The sequence below is a fragment of the Proteus faecis genome (genome assembly GCF_030286765.1).
GTDB classification, from domain to species: Bacteria; Pseudomonadota; Gammaproteobacteria; order Enterobacterales; family Enterobacteriaceae; genus Proteus; species Proteus faecis.
This window is the reverse complement of record NZ_JASVWV010000002.1, coordinates 26,024-45,128: the sequence shown is the minus strand read 5'-3', so window position 1 is coordinate 45,128 and position 19,105 is coordinate 26,024. Positions and strand designations below refer to the sequence as shown.

The 19,105-nt window shown below is 34.5% G+C and carries 17 protein-coding genes and 1 pseudogene; 5 read left to right on the top strand and 13 right to left on the bottom strand.

The window, feature by feature from the left end:
- Window positions 1–7: 7 nt before the first annotated feature.
- Window positions 8–1,675: an acyl-CoA synthetase FdrA gene (locus tag QSH13_RS04375; RefSeq protein ID WP_109397820.1), complete on the bottom strand. Its 1,668-nt coding sequence runs from the start codon at window positions 1,673–1,675 to the stop codon at window positions 8–10.
- A 1,150-nt stretch (window positions 1,676–2,825) separates the two neighbouring features.
- Between QSH13_RS04375 and QSH13_RS04370 the strand changes: the two genes are divergently transcribed.
- Window positions 2,826–4,298, top strand: a complete 1,473-nt coding sequence (locus QSH13_RS04370; RefSeq protein WP_196544506.1) for an anion permease — start codon at window positions 2,826–2,828, stop codon at window positions 4,296–4,298.
- A 98-nt stretch (window positions 4,299–4,396) separates the two neighbouring features.
- Here the strand turns inward: QSH13_RS04370 and QSH13_RS04365 are convergent, their stop codons facing one another.
- The 9 genes and pseudogenes from QSH13_RS04365 to QSH13_RS04325 all read right to left on the bottom strand — a co-directional run.
- The gene (locus tag QSH13_RS04365; RefSeq protein WP_109406556.1) at window positions 4,397–4,693 is read right to left on the bottom strand and encodes a helix-turn-helix domain-containing protein; all 297 of its coding nucleotides are present in this window, start codon (window positions 4,691–4,693) and stop codon (window positions 4,397–4,399) included.
- A gap of 36 nt (window positions 4,694–4,729) precedes the next feature.
- Window positions 4,730–5,704 carry a fimbrial protein gene (locus tag QSH13_RS04360; protein ID WP_109406555.1) on the bottom strand — a complete coding sequence of 325 codons (975 nt, stop codon included), beginning with the start codon at window positions 5,702–5,704 and terminating at the stop codon, window positions 4,730–4,732.
- On the bottom strand, window positions 5,685–5,978 hold the full coding sequence (locus QSH13_RS04355; protein WP_109406554.1) for a helix-turn-helix domain-containing protein: 294 nt from the start codon (window positions 5,976–5,978) through the stop codon (window positions 5,685–5,687). The genes QSH13_RS04360 and QSH13_RS04355 overlap by 20 nt, the downstream gene beginning before the upstream one ends.
- A 25-nt stretch (window positions 5,979–6,003) precedes the next feature.
- On the bottom strand, window positions 6,004–6,495 hold the full coding sequence (locus QSH13_RS04350; protein ID WP_109406553.1) for a fimbrial protein: 492 nt from the start codon (window positions 6,493–6,495) through the stop codon (window positions 6,004–6,006).
- Window positions 6,496–6,507: 12 nt separating this feature from the next.
- Window positions 6,508–7,023 (bottom strand): fimbrial protein, encoded by a 516-nt coding sequence (locus tag QSH13_RS04345; RefSeq protein WP_109397825.1) that lies wholly within the window; start codon window positions 7,021–7,023, stop codon window positions 6,508–6,510.
- Window positions 7,024–7,110: 87 nt separating this feature from the next.
- Entirely contained in the window at window positions 7,111–9,621 is a 2,511-nt protein-coding gene (locus tag QSH13_RS04340; protein WP_286038864.1) for a fimbria/pilus outer membrane usher protein, read from the bottom strand.
- 24 nt (window positions 9,622–9,645) lie between these two features.
- Complete coding sequence (locus tag QSH13_RS04335; protein WP_109397827.1) at window positions 9,646–10,314, bottom strand: fimbrial biogenesis chaperone; 669 nt, start codon at window positions 10,312–10,314, stop codon at window positions 9,646–9,648.
- A gap of 59 nt (window positions 10,315–10,373) precedes the next feature.
- Window positions 10,374–10,904 carry a fimbrial protein gene (locus QSH13_RS04330; protein WP_006534062.1) on the bottom strand — a complete coding sequence of 177 codons (531 nt, stop codon included), beginning with the start codon at window positions 10,902–10,904 and terminating at the stop codon, window positions 10,374–10,376.
- A gap of 645 nt (window positions 10,905–11,549) precedes the next feature.
- Window positions 11,550–12,083: pseudogene (locus QSH13_RS04325) on the bottom strand (histidine phosphatase family protein); the annotation flags it as partial.
- A gap of 179 nt (window positions 12,084–12,262) precedes the next feature.
- On the opposite strand from QSH13_RS04325, the gene QSH13_RS04320 reads away from it, so the two are divergent.
- Both QSH13_RS04320 and QSH13_RS04315 read left to right on the top strand, forming a co-directional pair.
- Window positions 12,263–13,087: a VanW family protein gene (locus QSH13_RS04320; protein WP_286038863.1), complete on the top strand. Its 825-nt coding sequence runs from the start codon at window positions 12,263–12,265 to the stop codon at window positions 13,085–13,087.
- Window positions 13,088–13,232: 145 nt separating this feature from the next.
- Window positions 13,233–14,162, top strand: a complete 930-nt coding sequence (locus tag QSH13_RS04315; protein WP_109397829.1) for a Dyp-type peroxidase — start codon at window positions 13,233–13,235, stop codon at window positions 14,160–14,162.
- A gap of 80 nt (window positions 14,163–14,242) precedes the next feature.
- Here the strand turns inward: QSH13_RS04315 and QSH13_RS04310 are convergent, their stop codons facing one another.
- Entirely contained in the window at window positions 14,243–14,590 is a 348-nt protein-coding gene (locus tag QSH13_RS04310) for a hypothetical protein (RefSeq protein ID WP_109397830.1), read from the bottom strand.
- Window positions 14,591–14,904: 314 nt separating this feature from the next.
- Here QSH13_RS04310 and QSH13_RS04305 point away from each other — a divergent pair, with 314 nt between their 5' ends.
- Window positions 14,905–15,522, top strand: a complete 618-nt coding sequence (locus QSH13_RS04305) for a Fic/DOC family protein (protein ID WP_286038913.1) — start codon at window positions 14,905–14,907, stop codon at window positions 15,520–15,522.
- On the opposite strand, the gene QSH13_RS04300 is transcribed toward QSH13_RS04305, so the two are convergent.
- Together QSH13_RS04300 and QSH13_RS18530 are read right to left on the bottom strand one after the other, a co-directional pair.
- Window positions 15,519–15,683, bottom strand: a complete 165-nt coding sequence (locus QSH13_RS04300; RefSeq protein WP_006536548.1) for a hypothetical protein — start codon at window positions 15,681–15,683, stop codon at window positions 15,519–15,521. The two genes, QSH13_RS04305 and QSH13_RS04300, sit on opposite strands and share 4 nt — an antisense overlap.
- A gap of 200 nt (window positions 15,684–15,883) precedes the next feature.
- Window positions 15,884–16,351, bottom strand: coding sequence for a DUF4102 domain-containing protein (locus tag QSH13_RS18530; RefSeq protein WP_109397832.1), 468 nt, complete (start codon window positions 16,349–16,351; stop codon window positions 15,884–15,886).
- A gap of 118 nt (window positions 16,352–16,469) precedes the next feature.
- On the opposite strand from QSH13_RS18530, the gene mutS reads away from it, so the two are divergent.
- Window positions 16,470–19,034: a DNA mismatch repair protein MutS gene (gene mutS / locus QSH13_RS04290; RefSeq protein ID WP_109397833.1), complete on the top strand. Its 2,565-nt coding sequence runs from the start codon at window positions 16,470–16,472 to the stop codon at window positions 19,032–19,034.
- Window positions 19,035–19,105: the final 71 nt, after the last annotated feature.

Below are 19,105 nucleotides of genomic sequence, written 5' to 3'. Positions count from 1 at the left end.
CAATTCCTTATTTCAATTTCTTTAATATTTCAGCCAGTTTTTTATTACCACCTGCGACAGGTGCCCACTGATAATGAACAACAGGGGTGCCACTTGATTGCAGATCGTCAGCAAAGCTACGTAATCCTGCGTTGATCACAGAGATCCCGTTAAGCAGTGGTGACACGTCAGCATCTGCTTCAGCTGGATGTGGCTGGATTAATTCTTTTGCTAATAAAACCGCTTCCGGCAACGTATCCATCACAATAATGCCCGCTTCTTTTAGCTGTTTTTGCTGTTCGCTACGGTTTTGTGGATCGTCTTCAGTACCAGTAATGGTTGCGATGGTGATTAATGGATTGGCTTCGCCACGTTTTTCATTCAGTTTTTTGATTTCTTGAATTAACGCACCAGCAGGATCTTGAGTTGCACCATAACCAATAACAAAATCAACCAGTAATACGCCAACTTCTGTTTTATTACTTAGCTCACTGATAAATTTGTTACGTGTAGATGGGTCAATCATTGGGTGTGGTTTACCCTGTGTATAAAAATCATCACCCATATCGATGATTTTGTGACCATCAGCATCTAGCATTGTGCCTTGCTTATGCTCGTTATCGACGTCAACATTAAGTTTTTCAGATAACAACATGGCGCATTCAGCCGCTAGCGTACCACCGGCATAAAGACCAATGATTTTCTTACCTGTAACTTTTGGCAATTCCGCTGCGATATCTTCAACACGCGCTAATTCAGCCGCAATGCGTGCCGTTTCATCTAACGTGCGAGTGAAATAGATATTGTCGTCTTGGAATTTCTCAGGTGTTGTTCCTAAGAATTGCGCCACAATCGGTTTATTATGGCGTTTCATTTCAGCAATAATTTTTTGACGAACAGCCGGTGCTGGTGGCTTAGATACAAAGGCAATAACACGCGTATTAGGATCAGCCGCCAGCATATTGATAGCAGTAATTGCACTGATACCACCAATTTGCTCAGTTAAGTCACGACCACCTAAACCAATTGAGTGAGAAATACCTTGGCGCTGTAAAACAATTTGAGAGGTAATTTCTTGAATACCTGTACCTGATGCACCAACAATACCAATTGAGCCCTTCGGTGCAATGTTAGCGAAAGCTAGAGGTGCCCCTGCAATATTTGCCGTACCACAATCAGGTCCCATCACAATTAGACCTTTTGCGGCTGCTTTTTCTTTTAATGCTTTTTCATCTGCAATAGAAACGTTGTCAGAGAACAGCATAACGTTACAGCCATCTTCTAAACCGGTATCGGCTAACTCGGCAGCATATTCACCGGCGATAGAGATAAGTAACATATTGGCATTAGTATTTTTTTGTTTAGCAGTACGCCAGCTACGTACCGTCGTTAGTTTGTTACCACCTTTTTGGCCACTTGCAATTTCTGCAAGTGCTTCTTCTAAAGCCGTAGAAATCATGTCGATAATGGCAGGATCGTCTGATTCCGCTTTAATCGAAACACAAATGTCATTCGGTGTTGCTTCGTTAAACATGTCATGCCAAAAACCGGTGACATCAAGAAGAGATTTATTCGCTGGTGTTCCCATCATGACGGAAATTTCTTCCACCTCTGGGGCTTCACTTAATTTTCGGGAAATAATCATCAGGCTTACTGAATCCTGAAAGCTCCCTTTTTTAATAAAAGCATGGATCATTATGATATCCTTAACGCATTTAATATATGTAACAGCACATATCTATTTGCATTTCGTTTTTTTGATAATAAGAAGCCTATTTGCTTAGATTATTAAGCAATATAAATAAATGTCTGATTTATTAATTTCTAATCTCTGCATATAAACATACTGAAGAAATATTGAAATGTAGAGTGATAGAAGTCACACTTATTTATTGTAAAAAATTTTTATTTAATCGAAGGGTATTTATTAAATAAATTATGATGAGAAAAGTTTATTAATCCAGGAATAGAACCTAAAAACACGGAGGGAATTTTAACAAGAAACAAACAATTATTATGGCGTAAAACTCAAATAAAACAAATAGAAATGATATTTGGTTTACAATTTAATAACATACAACAGTAAGTAATTATTATCAATAAATAAAAAACTATTTTTCTATTTTAAATTACCCTTTGTTTTAATTACATTTAAAACCATAAGAAAAAACCTTTCATTTAATAAGAGCTTTAAAATATAAAAAATATTAAATCTATAAATTATAGTTACCGCTTAATAGTTTTAAATTACATTCTTAACCTCATATTATTAGTAATAATATTCGCAGAAAAACCGTATAAATCATTCTTTTAAAAACGTTAACCTAATTACATCTTAATTATTTTGACAACATAGTTTTGATAAATATTATATAGAACAATAAATCATAGAAATATTGATTTTTTTGTTATGGTAGCTCCCTCTTGTAAACTAAATATCCCACTCAAAATGGGACAAAGGTTTATAGCGTTTTTTGCCAAATCAGCCCCCCATCACTTTCAAAAAATAGTAGAGATCATTCATCGTTTATCACCTATAAGGTTATTTTTAATATTTAGCTGAATTGTTTCAGGTACCGATATTATGTCAAAAAAACAGTGATAAATATTACTGCCCATTATTCAGCTATTGCTAATAACATTATAATCACCCTATATTTCAATAACATTAAGTTACATAAAACCTTTTATTTTAAAATAAAGTTAATAAATAATTTTATTTTTATGACATCAGTCAATGAATATTTAATAATATGTTAATAAGATTATCTTTAATAAAAATACTTATTAACTTTACTTTTTACTTCCGATTATTTATTTAACCTGCAACTTAATGGAATAACCTGATGAATAAATTAACTCCATTACGCCCCATACCCACATTAATCGCCGTTTCTATTACCCTTATTATCTGGTTTCTTATCCCCGTACCACAAGGTGTTGACCCCAATGCTTGGCATTTATTAGCACTCTTTGTTGGCACTATCGCAGCAATTATTGGCAAAGCACTTCCTATCGGTGCAGTTTCTATTATTGCTATCGCATTAGTCGCTGTTACAGGTGTTACTAATCCTAATTCAACCAAAGCCGCTATCGGTGATGCATTAAGTGGATTTTCCAATGATCTTATCTGGTTAATTGGGATTTCCATAATGGTATCAATGAGCCTAAATAAAACCGGACTCGGCGCTAGAATTGGGTATTATTTTATTTCACTATTTGGTAAAAGAACGATTGGTATAGCTTATTCATTAGCGATCGCCGAAACGATACTCGCTCCTGTAACCCCCAGTAATACGGCTAGGGGAGGTGGGATTATTCACCCTATTATGCGATCAATTGCAGATAGCTTTAATTCAAAAGCAGAAGATGGCACCAGTAATAGAATTGGACGTTATCTCTCTTTAGTGAACTACAATATAAACCCGATTACTTCTGCCATGTTTATTACGGCAACTGCTCCTAACCCACTAATAGTCAGTTTAATTATTAGTGAAACAGATCCTACACATGAGCTTAGCTGGTCTATGTGGGCAATTGCGGCTTTTGTACCGGCTATCGTTTCATTAATTTTAATGCCTATTGTTATTTATCTACTTTATAAGCCTGAAATAACCAGCACGCCAAATGCACCTCATTTCGCTAAAGAGCGTTTAGCACAATTAGGGTCCATTTCATTACCTGAAAAAATAACGCTTGCCGTCTTCGCCTTGTTATTAATTATGTGGGCTGGTGTCCCTGCATTATTATTTGGTGATGGATTTAGCATTAATGCAACAACCGCGGCATTTATTGGTTTATCGATTTTATTATGTACAGGTGTTTTAAATTGGGATGATATTTTAAAAAATAAAGGCGCATGGGATACCGTAGTTTGGTTCTCTGCATTAGTTATGATGGCATCCTTCTTAGGAAAATTAGGATTAATTAAATGGTTATCACTCAGTGTTGGGGCAAGCATTGATAGCATGGGGATCAGTTGGGTCAGTGGCATGATATTACTGGTACTGATTTATGTTTATTCTCACTATTTCTTTGCCAGTACCACAGCTCATATTACGGCAATGTTTGCCGCCTTTTATGCGGCAGGCCTAGCCCTTGGTGCACCACCAATGTTATTAGGGCTAATTTTGGCATTCTCATCTTCATTAATGATGTCATTAACGCATTATGGTACAGGTACTGCGCCCATTATTTTTGGTTCAGGTTATGCCACATTAGGTGAATGGTGGAAGACAGGCTTTGTGATGAGTGTGGTTAATCTTATCATCTGGATCACGCTTGGTAGCGTATGGTGGAAGGTATTGGGGTATTGGTAAGAATAAACCCCTTCGAGAAGCGTAAATGCCTAAGTATTCGTGGTTACATCATTGATCTAAATGATGCTTGACATCTTAGGCATTATTTTAAACAAATCTCATTGTATAAAAATCACTTCGGCCATGTAGTGATTTTTTTGACTATCGATTTTATCTTTCTCAAGCTTATTATCTTCAACAAGCAAATCACTTAAAAAATATTCAGGTTCAACGTCAAAAAGATAAGATAAACAATAAAGCGTTTCAGCATGAATATTCGTATCTCCATTTTCATAACGTGATTGATGTTGTTGACTAATACCAAGTAATGCACCGAGTTCATCCCCTGTCATGCAATACTTTTCTCTCAAACTTCGGATCTTTTTTCCAACTAATCTTGATATTTTCTTGTTCATAGTAAACTTCCTCATAAACAAATAAAATACAATATATTATTCATATAAAATATTGACTGTTGCGACTGAATTTGCTGTACCTGCAGTTATCTTATTGCCAGTCTTAATATAACGAGCCTTCCAGTTAAAAATATAATCACCAGAAGATACATTATTTTGCATATTAAGCTTTGTATTTAATTTAATTGGGTTATTATTGCTATTAACTATTTGTATGCCAATACCTGTTGCACGATTAGATCCCGATAAATTTAATTTTCCTGTATTTACATCAATATATCCCGCACTACTTGTCACTGTTGCTTTAATATTTGTTCCAGCGGCACAACTTAACGTAAGTGGGATGTTAACATTTTGGCTCACATCACCAATATTTTTAAACTGTGTGTCATACCACGTTCCTAAATTGATATTATAACTACTTGCTTTTGTTGTACATTTTAATGAGTTTACTTTTATTGCACCAAATGGAATTCTTAATGTTGATAAAATCCATTGATGGTTATTAGGTAAAGTATTATTTTGTACCATTCGGGCTAAATTTCCTCCCGTTAATACACCCGATTGAGTTACCCTACCTGTTTTTATAATTTCAACAACCCAAGTGGGATTGTTAATTATATATTTATATTTATCATTATTTCTGGAAAATTTAGCATTTATATAGCCAATATCATTCATTTTTACTTTTATTCCAATACCTGGGATATTGGTTGTCGCTATCTTATTAGAATTATGAGTCCATCCATTAATAAAACGCCCAGTAATAACTGCATTTCCACATTGACCATTATTCCCCGTATAGGATGTTGTATAGGCAGGGAGATACGAAAGTGTAATTGTAGCAAGTGTTCTTGTCGTCAAATCGTCATATTGAATATTAAAAACACGATTTGGTACATCAACCATCACATTCTTGTAATTTGGATTTTGTACACATGCCGCAGTAGAATAAGTAGAGTAAATTAATATTCCACTTAATAGTAATGGCTTAGTTATTATATTTCCCATTTTTAGCCTCATTCTTTTTTAAAAGGATAGTTTTAATTTCATGATCATCTTTTTCATCTAAAATAAAAAAGTCTTTTATATGAATATCAAATATTTCTGCATATTGATTAAGTCTATCCAGATTAATTCTATTAACCCCTCTTTCATATCTTGATTGTTGTTGTTGACTAACCCCAATTAGTTCAGCTAATTCATTTAATGAAATCCCCTTCATTTTTCTATAATAAGTAATTTTTTTACCTATTGCTTTCGATACTGGATAGCGATTAATCACTTTCCACTCCTAGGTTAAGTAGTTTTTAATTATAAATTAACGTAAACTCAAGATGACTTTTAAATGTTCCCGTACTGACTCCATCACCAGTTTTAATTAATCTTGCTGCTAATGGATATTCTGCCATCTTTGTTTGACTATTAATTATTGCCTCTAATTTACTACCATTTTTTATTATGGTTTTATTTCTATTTTCAACTAAATTTAGTGCGATATTTTTTGCAGTTCCATTATTAATAAAATAATTTCCATTATTAGGATCTGCTGTTCCCGCTATCGTTAGCGTCGCTTTTTGTGTGCTTATTGGACAATTTTTTAGTTTTATTGAAAAATTGATCCAATCTGTATTCTGATTATTTTTTAAATCTCTAACATTTACTTTCTTAAAATCAATTAAATAGTTCTTATTCTCGATCTCACAAGGCGATACTGTTACAGTGCCATAAATATTAATATTTACAGTACTCGCCATGGTAAAAGCGGAATAAAACAAAAGTAAAAAAATCATCGCTTTCATAGTATTTCTCTTTTATAAATAGACAATATTTGCAGTCACTTTCGCTGATATTGTTCCAGGCATTCCCTTTCCTGATGGACTAAAAGCTCGCGTTCGTAGTCCCAAATTAATATCAGTCCGCCCATTTAATGTAATGATTAACGACTGTTGATTTCCTAGTTTTAACGTGCCTGTCCAATTTTCTAATTGCACTGCAATATTTTTAGCACTTCCTTGATTTCTATATAAACTACTCGGGTCAGCAGCATCTGAAACACCTGAAAAAGTAAGCTTTATTTGATTAATCGCCGTAGAACAATTTTTAAAATCTATATAAAAAATATTCCAACTAGAAGCTGAATTCGCCTTTTCAAAATTAGCAGCGGGTATATCTTTTAAATTAACATTAATATTATCACCACTCGAAATATTGCATGTAGCGACCCTAATATTGCCTGTAAAATTTAAATTAACACTGTCTGAAGCCCACGATGTTGGACTTATTATTAGAACATTTATTAAAAATAACTTATTGATTATATTTTTCATTTTCATTTCCTACACGTAGCAGATATCGACAGCTATATTTTAATTAGCTGTAATAATGCAATTTAATTAACAAAGTGTTTATATCATTTATTTATGGCAAACTACGGTAGTTTTATAAAGTCCTAAATAATGAGAGATGCCTAATAAATTATAATTTGCACTACATTGTTTATCATTATATTTAACAATAAATTGCCCTTTTTCACTTAACCCAGACAAATAAACTTCACCATCATTACCTACGATGTTATTTAATTGTGGTTTATCTTTAAAAATGACTTGTGATCCAAAAGGAATGAATTCACCATTTTCCAACGTTAATGCAATTAATGCACGATAACCAACATTTGCAGAAAAATTTGCTTTTACTAATGCGCCACGACTAGGAGAAACAGTCTGGCTCGTTAACGCCATTTCCGTATTTTCTGGTAATGCTGAAGTATCAATATCAATCGTATTTTTACGATATGGTGTAATATAAGGCACTAAAGCATAACCATAACTGTTCGTTTCCACCCCTGCCTGATTTAAAACAGCAACATCAGCAGCTTCAGGAATGTCCACAATCGCCGAGGTTTCACCAAGCTGTTGACCTAAGACAACACCGCCAGAATGCGCGACTAAACTACCATTAACACCATAATATAAATTATAATTATCTTTACTATATCCACTCCCTCCTGTCATTTCACCGTACTTACCCTTATACGATGCATTTAAATTTCCAGAAGATCCTTGATCTTGGTTTGTAAATGCTTGTTGTAGACTCCAATTTAATCGATTATTTAATTGAGATGCAGAAAGCCCCACACTTCCTGTACTTGGACTTTGACTACTGCTATTAGTGTTGAAGTTATAATAAAACGTATCATCAAAAACACTAAAAGGTACACTTACCGATAGCGCTAATTGGTGGTCATCATTACTTTTAGCGTAACTGCTCGATCGATAAGAATAGTTATTTGTATTTTTATTATAGGTATAATTTAAACCGTAACTAATACCCTGCCAGCTGTTGTTATATCCCACAGTGGCTGACTGCGTTTTTCTATCACTATTCCAGTAGTTTTCTCTGACATATCCGATAGAAAGAGAACCGTATTGCTCCCCTAAATTCTGGTTAATCGTAATTTCAGCTCGATTACGACGGCGTTCTATTTCGGGTGCACTGATACCATTTCGATATTCGTCAAAAACCTCCGCCAAACTATAATATCCGTCAGTTGAATAACGGTAGCCTGCTAGGGCAATATTCGTTCCAATCGTATTTAGATTTTTGTTATATCTGAAACGATAAGACTGCCCGCGCGATGTATCACCATTATTTAATTTTGAGTTTGCTTGAGTAACATCTATTGAAATTGCGCCTAATGCACCTAAGTTTTGTCCTATACCAATAGAATACGCTTGGTAATTGTTGCTAAGTTGGCTTCCACCATAAGCTGTTGCTCCATAAGGCAAACCATAAATTAATGTCAATTGACCAAATTTCTGTTTTTCAATTTCTTTATCATAAGCACGATATTCTCCCCCTGTAATACTATAAGAAACATAACCTTCACGTTGTAAAACGGGTAAAGAAGCAAAAGGTATTATTTGGTGTTGTTCACTTCCATTTGATTCTTTGATTGTGACATACAAATCACCACTACTTCCTGTTGGATAAAGATCATTAATTTCAAAAGGACCTGCTGCCACTTCTGTTTGATAAATGGTATAACCATTTTGTCTAATCGTAATCTGTGCATTACTACGCGCAATACCACGTACTACAGGTGCATATCCACGTACACTTTCAGGATACATGTCATCATCAGTACCAAGTTGTATGCCTCTAAAAGGTACGCTATCAAAAACAGAAGAAGGTGATACACCATCCCCTAAAATTAATTGGCTTTTCAGTTGATTAATACTACGCGATAAATACGTATAAACAGTATCCCACTTACTAGATTTATCATCACTATTAGACCAAGTTGTATAATTTCTCAAACGCCAAGGGCCTATATTTACTCCAGGTCTTAAATTAATATAGTTTGATGTTGTATTTGAGCCATTACTCTTACGATCATAATTTTTCGAACCGCTATAACTGTAGTTCAATAACAGTGCTGTAATACCATTATCTATATTATTTAAATCAACAAATCCTCTAGGATCCTTATTCATCGCTATTTGAGGAATACTTAAATACAAGCGTTGAGAATTAAATTGAAATTCACTTTTTGCATTAGGGATCGCTGACAAATTAACACAATTATTTCCTTTTGTTTCTAATTCTTTGTATTCACTTGTTTTAATACCAAATTTAGTGAGATCAGATATTGATAAGCAGGGTATTAACTTGCCATTATCTACCTTCTCAAACTTAATATTTTCAGTACCAATTAAATTAGTATTAACATAAATATCAACATAATATTTACCGGGTAACTGCTCATTATTTTCAAACTGAGATAAATCAATTGAGCTTTTATTGGGTAATTCTAAAAAATCAGGATCAAAATAAAGATTATCTAAATTGGATCCTTCCGCATACAGCAAGGCTGTATAGCCTAAATATAAAATTAGGCTAATACATATTTTATTCATTTTCATATTAAAACCTAAGTTTATAGGAGATTATATTTTGATCTCTGATAAATCAGTAACTGCACCATAATCATTAATAACTTCCCAATTAATAGTGCCATGTAGCTCCTCGCTATTAATATCAAATGATTTTATTGAGTAAGGGGCAACATAAGAAACATCATCAACAGCCTTATTATTAAATTTGATCATTTGAAAATTAAAAAAGTAAGGTGTTGGGTTTTTTACATTTATTTTATTTCCCACTTTTGACCACTCTAACTTTTTCTGTTCTTCTACAAAATTGACATTTTTTAACTCTTTGGGTCTAAAAATTAACTTCATCTGAGTTTTAAATGCGATTTGTAGAGAATTTTCTGTTCTCTCTGTCGCTGGAATTGTTTTAATATTTAACCAAAATAAAGATTCTCTATCACTGGGTAAATTATTTTCAGTTAAAAAGATTCTTAATGTATTTGTATTACTACCATTTAATCTGAATAATGGTGGCGTTATAGTAAAGTTTGATTGTTTTTTTTCATTAATATCATCAATCCAAGACTGAATTAAATAGGGAATATTATCCGGATTTTCGACACTAATACTGACGTCTTTTTTCCCTTCATCATAAATAACACGAGTACCACCAATAACAACTCCCGCATTTGCGGTATTTAAAAAAATAAACAAAGAAATAAAAGAATAAATAATAGCCTTCATATCCCCACCATTAATTGAGTAAAAAGGTTCAAGTCCTTTTAAACCTTTTTATTTTTTAATTAATTATAATTGATAGTAAATGTTGCATTACCATTTGCTAGACCTGCGGTTACTGTATCGGATTTAGCAATATAACGCGCACGGAAGTCCAAATTATTAACAACATTGGCCCCTGTTTTTAATGGATATTTTTTCGATTCAGTAAATAACGGAATAACTTTATTTGTATCATCTGTAATTTGAATACCAACACCTTTTGCTACATTGGCTTCGTTTTTCAAGGCAATTACAGTATTATCACCAGAATAATTATCTGCATCGAATTTTACGGCAGCACTACTTGCTGTTGCAGGGCAATTAATTAGCTTAATTGTGAATTGTGTTGCCGAAGCCGTACTACCTGTAGTTGGTAATGCAGTTTTAGATACTTTACCTAAATTCACTTTTAACGCATCAGAACCCGATGCGAGTTCACAAGCGTTATCTATAATTTCACCTGTAAAATCAATAGTGCCATCTTCAGCTAAAGCGTTATTAACTGCAAAAATAGAACCACTAGCAATGAATATTGCAAGTAAATTTTTCTTCATTTATTTTTCTCCAAAGAGTCATTATAAATATATTTATTAATATATTTATTAATATTATTTTAATATATTGATTAATTTTTTGATTGATGCATTTATCAAGTAAAAATCAGCAATTAACTCAATATATGAGTATTATTATATTATTTTTTAGAATAAACAAGTTTTGGTTATAGCGGTATAATATACAAGAATAAAAAATAAAACAGGATTTAAATCTAGACAAACACTTTATTAGTTAATAATTAAAGCTTATTTTTAATTAATTGCATTATTCATATTTAGACACAATGTTGTTAAATCAAAATAAAATTAAAATGCTATTTTTAATAGTAAATAGATTTTTTATCTCATTTTATAACTCATATCGTGTAAACCAAGTAAACAATCAATCTCTATTTTCACTCCTTTACATCAATTTATCACTTTAAAGAGTTAATATGTATTTTTTATGAATGTTCATTTAAATTACTAATTGAAAAACAAGCATAAAAAGGATAGGAAATATTGCATATAAAATATATTATTTTGTTTTTCATTTTTATATATAAAAAAGAACAAGGTTTCCCTTGCTATGATTTAGTATCGGCGTTTTTTAGATATCTTTATAGAAGATTAATATTTCTTAAGAATCATTTCTTATTAATCTTAATCTGCGACATTCGTATCTGGCCTATAAAAGCCAATATTATAAACTTCTAATTTCGGTGATTTTTCAGAATTAAGTTCAAAATTAAATATCGTTATTGTGCTTGGTGTTGCGGGTAATAAAAATTCAGGTGACAGATTTAAAAATACTTTGCAAGTTGCACGAATAACACCACTATGTACAACTGCTAATAAATCACTGTCTTCTTTATTTACCCACCCTTGTAATGTAGCACCAATGCGATCGCAAAAATCAAACCAATTTTCACCTTTAGGTTGTGTATATGTTCCTACTCGCCAATTTTTGTATTTATCTGCATGATGCCTAATGAGTTCTGGTTTTCGCTGTCCTGTCCATTCTCCCATATTTAACTCACGTAATAACGGCTCTTTAACGGCTTCAGAATGACCAACAATTTCTGCTATTTGTACTGTTCGACCTAAATCTGACGTAATAATCCTCACGGGTGATAACAATTTAATACTCTCTTTTATCGCCATTACTTGGTTAATACCTTTTGGTGATAAACAAGAATTTGCATGTCCTTATAAACGTTCAAGCTCAAATTTTAACGAAAAATATCAATAAATAAATTTATTGATCAAATTATTATCCCTATTATTTTAAGGATATCAGCGTATCAATATTATCATTAAATCGTTATCATACTCTCGTTTACTTCTTTCTATTCTCTATTGTTTAAAAGGATTTTATGCGTAGAACACTCTCATCTTATCACCCTATTCTTTATACCTTGAGAGTGGCACAACGTCGTTTATTTCGTTCCCTTAGTTGGCGATTTTCAGGTCGAAAATACAGCAGAGATGTTCAACCAGAACAACGACTTTCTTATCGTTACCTAAAACACACTTCTAAATTAATTAGTCGCCGTGGCGAAAGTGATATTCAATTACAATACAATAAGATAACGAATCTTAAATTAGTTGAAAAAGCGTTAGATGGTATCGTGATAAAACCTGGAGAGTATTTCTCTTTTTGTTATTTAGTTGGTAAACCTAGCTATAAACGAGGTTTTATTGATGGTATGCAACTCTCATATGGTGAAGCAAGAAAAGGTGTAGGCGGTGGAATTTGTCAGGCCAGTAATTTAATACATTGGTTAGCACTACACTCTGAATTAAAAGTAATTGAAAAGACAAACCATAGTTTTGATCCCTTTCCTGATGAAGGTAGAGTACTTCCTTTTGGCTCAGGAGCCGCTATTTTTTATAACTACGTAGATTTAGTCTTATATAATCCAACACCTTATAATTACCAAATTAGATTACATGTCGCTGAACATCAATTAGAAGGAGAACTTCTTTGCAGTGAAGCAAGAAAATATCGTTATCATATTTATGAAAAATCATCCTCTTTTATCAAAAAGGGAGAACATGTATATCGTTGTAATGAAATTTGGCGAGATATTTACACTAAGAACAATGTGGGCGCCTTCCCTCAATTAATTACATCAGAATTGCTTTATAAAAACAGTGTAGTTGTGAAATATGATATTTCAGATGAACAATTAAATTAATACATCTCATTAACATACTAAAATAGAGATAAAACCCGCCCCCTCTCTTTGTAATAAATAGGGTTTTGGTGTAAAACTAAAAAACAATATTTTGTCAATATGACTTAATTACCATTCATCTATTATTCGTCATTTAGGGATCACTATGAAATACCAAGATGTTACGAAATCACCCTGTGAAAATGCTTATTTTTTAGTTTTTAACCTCAACTACTCACCTGAAAACCGCGATATTCTAATCGATTTTTGTAATAATTTTTCTGGACTAATACGTAGTATGAGAACTCGTTTTCCTGAATTGGAAACAAGTTGTGTTATGGGATTCGGTGCAAATGCATGGACGACGTTATTTCCCAATCAACCAAAACCCAAAGAACTAAATACTTTTAAAGAAATTAAAGGCAACACATATACTGCGGTTTCTACTCCGGGCGATCTTTTTTTCCATATTCGAGCTCTCAAAGTTTCAGCCTGTTACGAATTAGCGTCTATTATCAGCCAAAAGCTAAAGAATATTGTTATGCCGGTTGATGAAGTTCATGGATTTAGATATTTTGACGGACGTTCTATTATTGGTTTTGTCGATGGAACTGAAAACCCAGAGTATGAAGATGAGCGTGCTTCTTATGCCGTTATCGGCGATGAAGATCCTGAATTTACAGGTGGTAGTTATGCCTTTGTACAAAAATATATTCACGATATGGAAGCATGGGAAAAACAGCCTGTTATCGAACAAGAGAAAGTCATTGGTAGACATAAATTTAATGATGTGGAGTTAACTGATGAAGAAAAAGAACCCGGCTCACATAATGTTGTAACCAATATCCAAGATGAGAACGGTGAAGATTTAAAAATAGTCAGAGCCAACATGCCTTTTTCCAATCCATCAAAAAATGAATATGGCACTTACTTTATTGGTTATGCACGTTATTTTTCAACAACTAACCGAATGTTAGAAAATATGTTTGCAGGTACACCTGAAGGTCATACAGATAAATTACTTAAATTCAGTACCCCTGTAACAGGTACATTATTCTTTGTTCCATCGCCTGAATTTCTAGATGATATAGCGTAATTTATTACAAGTAGATATATAGGCTTGCTACTTATATATCTACTATATTACTTTTTATAATGGCTTTTTATCGAGAACAATTATAAACCAAAAACATTAACGTAAAACTCTTTACCATCATCTGTGCTTTCAATGGTATAAGTAATCGGAATTGAATTTTTACCACCTTTACCTTCAAAAGAAAGTTCTGCAGCACATGAGTAAGTATCTCTTTTCTCATCATGTTCACGCGTACGTACGCTTTCTACTTTGATCTTAATTTGATCGATCACTGCTGCCATTTTTTGATCGCGCAATTCATCTTTTGTAATATCAATCACTAAATTTTTGGCTTCAGTGCTATTACAGTTAGGTGTTGCATCACTACATCCCACTAAAGGTAATGCTAATGCACCTAATAACGTTAATTTTAGAATTCGAGTTTTCATATTGGTTATTTCTTCCTTGCTCACAAGATAAAATAAATTTTTCAATATATTACCTAATAATTAACTAGCAACAATATAGTGAGTGAACAGTCAGAATAAGATAACAATAGAAATTAATATTTTGGTATTAAGGTCATCATTAAGTAAAACCTACAAACTTTAACTCCAATATTAATAGGCTTCGATTTCTTGTTTGTTAATTACACCAATGATGCATGGGTGTGTTAGCATTGAATATAACGCTATTTATTGATTTCCCAGCAAAACCTACGATTTAACCTACACTTAATTAATCCTTTGATTTATAGGTAGTTATTATTTTATTTGATGTTTTTAGCAGCGAAGGAAAATTTGCTGACGGTTCCGATGAAGAAGTGCTAGCTAACAAGCTAGGGCTTTCAAACGTTGATGATATCAATGATGCAGAGCTTGTCCTGTTAGAAAAACTGTATCAAGCCATTTTTGAAGAACAATTCCCAACAGAGCAAATCACTGTGTCTCTTATTCAGCGTTGGCACCGCCAATGGTTAGGGAATGTTTACGAGTGGGCAGGTCAGTTACGTACGGTGAATATTAGCAAGGGTGGCTTTATGTTTGCCCCTGCGGGTCGTGTTGCAAAGTTACTTGCTCAATTTGAAAAAGAGTATCTAGCGAAGTACACACCTTGCACCAATATGAGCCGAGAACAAACCATAGAAGCTATTGCCACAGTGCATGTTGAGTTAATTCTGATACATCCATTTAGGGAGGGGAATGGGCGCTTATCGCGCTTACTTGCTGATGTGATGGCAGTACAAGCTGGTTTCCAGCCGTTAGACTATGAAAGTTGGACTCAACAGCCCGAACAGTACATTGCAGCAATCCACGCAGGGTTAAATCTTAACTATGAACCCATCAAATATTGGGTTAATGAAGCCTTGAAAGCGAACTAAATCGCAAGTTTCAAATGTCCAAACTTCTCACGCTTCGCTTTCATTTCTTCTTCAAGGCGACGAGACTCCTGCCCTGTTTCAATAGCTGTAGAGGTTGCTACCGAGCGAATAAGTTGAGTACGAGTTGGTCTTGTTGCTTGAATTAATTCGTTCTTTTTCATAGTAGTCTCACTTCAAACTGACGATAGTGCATTTTATCATCGTTGTTTTATATGGCAACATAGATCACTTTCTAATCAAAATCTTACAGCACAACGTTATTTCGTTTCCGTCTGCTCTGAGCGAAGAGCAGACATTAATGCCACGCTCTCCGGAATTCAGGGAGCGAAGCGAGTTGAATTTCCGAGTGAGGTGTTTTATGTTACGCACAATTATCTACCAGAAGATAGAAAATTAAAAGTAAAGAGCCTCTTTGTCCCGGGGAAAGCTGTTCTATATGAGCATCTTGAAACATCAGAGTGTATCTGGGTTTCAGATACGCCAAGTCGTATAAAAAGTCATAAACTTCACTTGCTGAACGTCCTTTACGTAATATCGACTCGATACCGACGGCTCCACTCGAGGACTTTTCCAGCTTATCATGTAATTCGGATAGAAAATTAAGCAAAGACTTTTTATTGTTCAGGTCATACTTGTCTTTTAAATCTTTTAGCTCAGTGACAGGGCATCGGCCTAATTGACGTAACTGTTTCAACTCTTGTAACTTAACTCTCGCTTCACTTAATGAAGTTTGAGGAAAATTACCGATCTTTAGTATAAGATAATTAAAGGTTTTTAGTGAAAAATATAGGTTGTTAGTTTTATTATGCCCATTATCTCGTTTCAGCAATAGCAACCTACACTGACATAGGGGATTCTGTGATATTTTATAAGATATAATGCGATCTTATGAGACAATAAAAAAACATAGAATCAAGTTAATTCAATAAGTTAATATAGATAACCCAATGACTGACAACCAAAATTTCGAATCCCACACACCAATGATGCAACAGTACCTTAAACTTAAGGCAGAGCATCCTGAAATTTTACTGTTTTATCGTATGGGTGACTTTTATGAACTGTTTTTTGATGATGCTAAAAAAGCCTCTCGCTTATTAGATATTTCATTAACAAAACGAGGCCAGTCCGCAGGACAACCTATTCCCATGGCGGGGGTTCCACATCATGCTGTTGAAAACTATCTTGCTAAATTAGTTCAACTAGGGGAATCCGTCGCTATTTGTGAACAAATAGGCGACCCTGCAACCAGTAAAGGCCCTGTTGAGCGCAAAGTTATCCGTATTGTTACACCTGGTACTGTCACTGATGAGGCCTTACTTGAAGAGCGCCAAGACAACCTTTTAGCCGCTATTTGGCAAGATAAAAATGGTGCATTTGGCTATGCAACATTGGATATCACATCAGGACGTTTCCGTGTTACGGAAATGCCCGATAGTGAAAGCATGATAGCCGAATTACAACGTACCCATCCAGCTGAATTACTCTATCCAGAAACTTTTGAATCAATGGCACTGATTGAGCGCCAGCAAGGCTTGCGTCGCCGCCCTATTTGGGAATTTGAACTAGAGACAGCAAAGCAACAACTGAATCTGCAATTTGGTACTCGTGACTTAACGGGCTTTGGTGTTGAGAATGCACATTTAGCACTCTGCGCTGCTGGGTGCTTATTACAATATGTGAAAGATACACAACGCACAGCATTGCCTCATATTCGTAACATCACGATGGAACGCCCTCAAGATTCCATTATTTTAGATGCGGCAACTCGTCGTAATCTAGAATTAACACAAAATCTTGCTGGAGGTACTGATAACACACTGGCCTCCGTCCTCGACCTTTGTGTAACCCCAATGGGAAGCCGTATGCTAAAACGTTGGATACACACACCATTACGCCAGCGTGAACAACTCGTTAAACGACAAGATGCAATTAGTGCATTACAGCCTCTCTATTTTGAATTACAGCCTTTTTTACGCCAAGTTGGTGATTTAGAGCGTGTATTAGCTCGTTTAGCATTACGTTCAGCACGCCCGCGTGATCTTTCTCGTATGCGTCATGCTTTTCAGCAGTATCACGATATTCATCAAGTACTTGAACAAACTGATATGCCTTACATTAAAGAATTACAAAAGCGTATTAGTCAGTTTGATGAATTATGTGAATTACTTGAAAATGCCATTGTTGAAACACCACCAGTATTAGTCCGTGATGGTGGTGTTATTGCTTCAGGCTATAATGCTGAATTAGATGAATGGCGAGCATTAGCCGATGGCGCAAGTGATTACCTTGATAAACTTGAAATTCGTGAACGAGAAAAATGGGGTATTGATACACTTAAAGTTGGCTTTAATGGTGTACATGGCTATTACATTCAAGTCAGTCGTGGACAAAGTAATTTAGTGCCTATGCATTACGTTCGTCGTCAAACATTGAAAAATGCTGAACGTTACATCATTCCTGAATTAAAAGAGTATGAAGACAAGGTATTAACTTCTAAAGGTAAGGCATTAGCTATCGAAAAAATGCTCTACGAGGAGATTTTTGAAAAGCTATTACCTCACCTTACGGCATTACAAATTAGTGCTGAAGCTTTAGCAGAAACGGACGTTCTCGCGGATCTTGCTGAGCGTGCAGAATCATTAAATTACACTCGCCCAGAATTAAGTGAAAAAACAGGTATTCAAATTACAGGGGGACGCCACCCTGTTGTTGAACAAGTTCTTAGCGAACCCTTTATTTCTAATCCATTACAATTAGCACCTCAACGTCGCTTATTGATCATTACAGGCCCTAATATGGGAGGGAAAAGTACTTATATGCGCCAAGCCGCATTAATTACTTTACTTGCTTATATTGGTAGCTTTGTACCTGCTGAAAAAGCCTTAATTGGTCCAGTCGATCGTATTTTTACGCGTGTAGGGGCTTCTGATGATCTTGCTTCTGGTCGTTCTACTTTTATGGTTGAAATGACAGAAACGGCCAATATCCTACATAATGCGACGGAAAACAGCTTAGTCTTAATGGATGAAATTGGTCGAGGTACATCCACTTATGATGGATTATCGCTAGCTTGGGCTTGTGCTGAAAACTTAGCAAATCGTATTAAAGCAATGACACTCTTTGCAACCCACTATTTTGAATTAACCACACTGCCTGAAAAACTTGAAGGTACTGCAAACATTCATTTAGATGCTGTTGAACATGGCGATACTATTGCCTTTATGCACAGTGTTCAAGAAGGCGCAGCAAGTAAAAGCTATGGTTTAGCTGTAGCATCGTTAGCAGGTGTCCCAAAAGAGGTGATCCGCCGTGCTAAACAGAAGTTAAAAGAGCTTGAATTGCTATCCGGCCACACTGGCGCTGGCCATGTTGAAACATCACAACTGATGTTATTAACAGAAGCTGAGCCCTCTGCTATTGAATTAGCATTGGATAAAATCGATCCGGATGCTCTAACACCACGACAAGCATTAGAACAACTTTATCGTTTAAAAGAGATGGCAAAATAAGCCATCATGGTAAATATGAAAAATGGCGCAATGTTTATTTCCATAGCGCCATTTTTATAACGATTTAATCA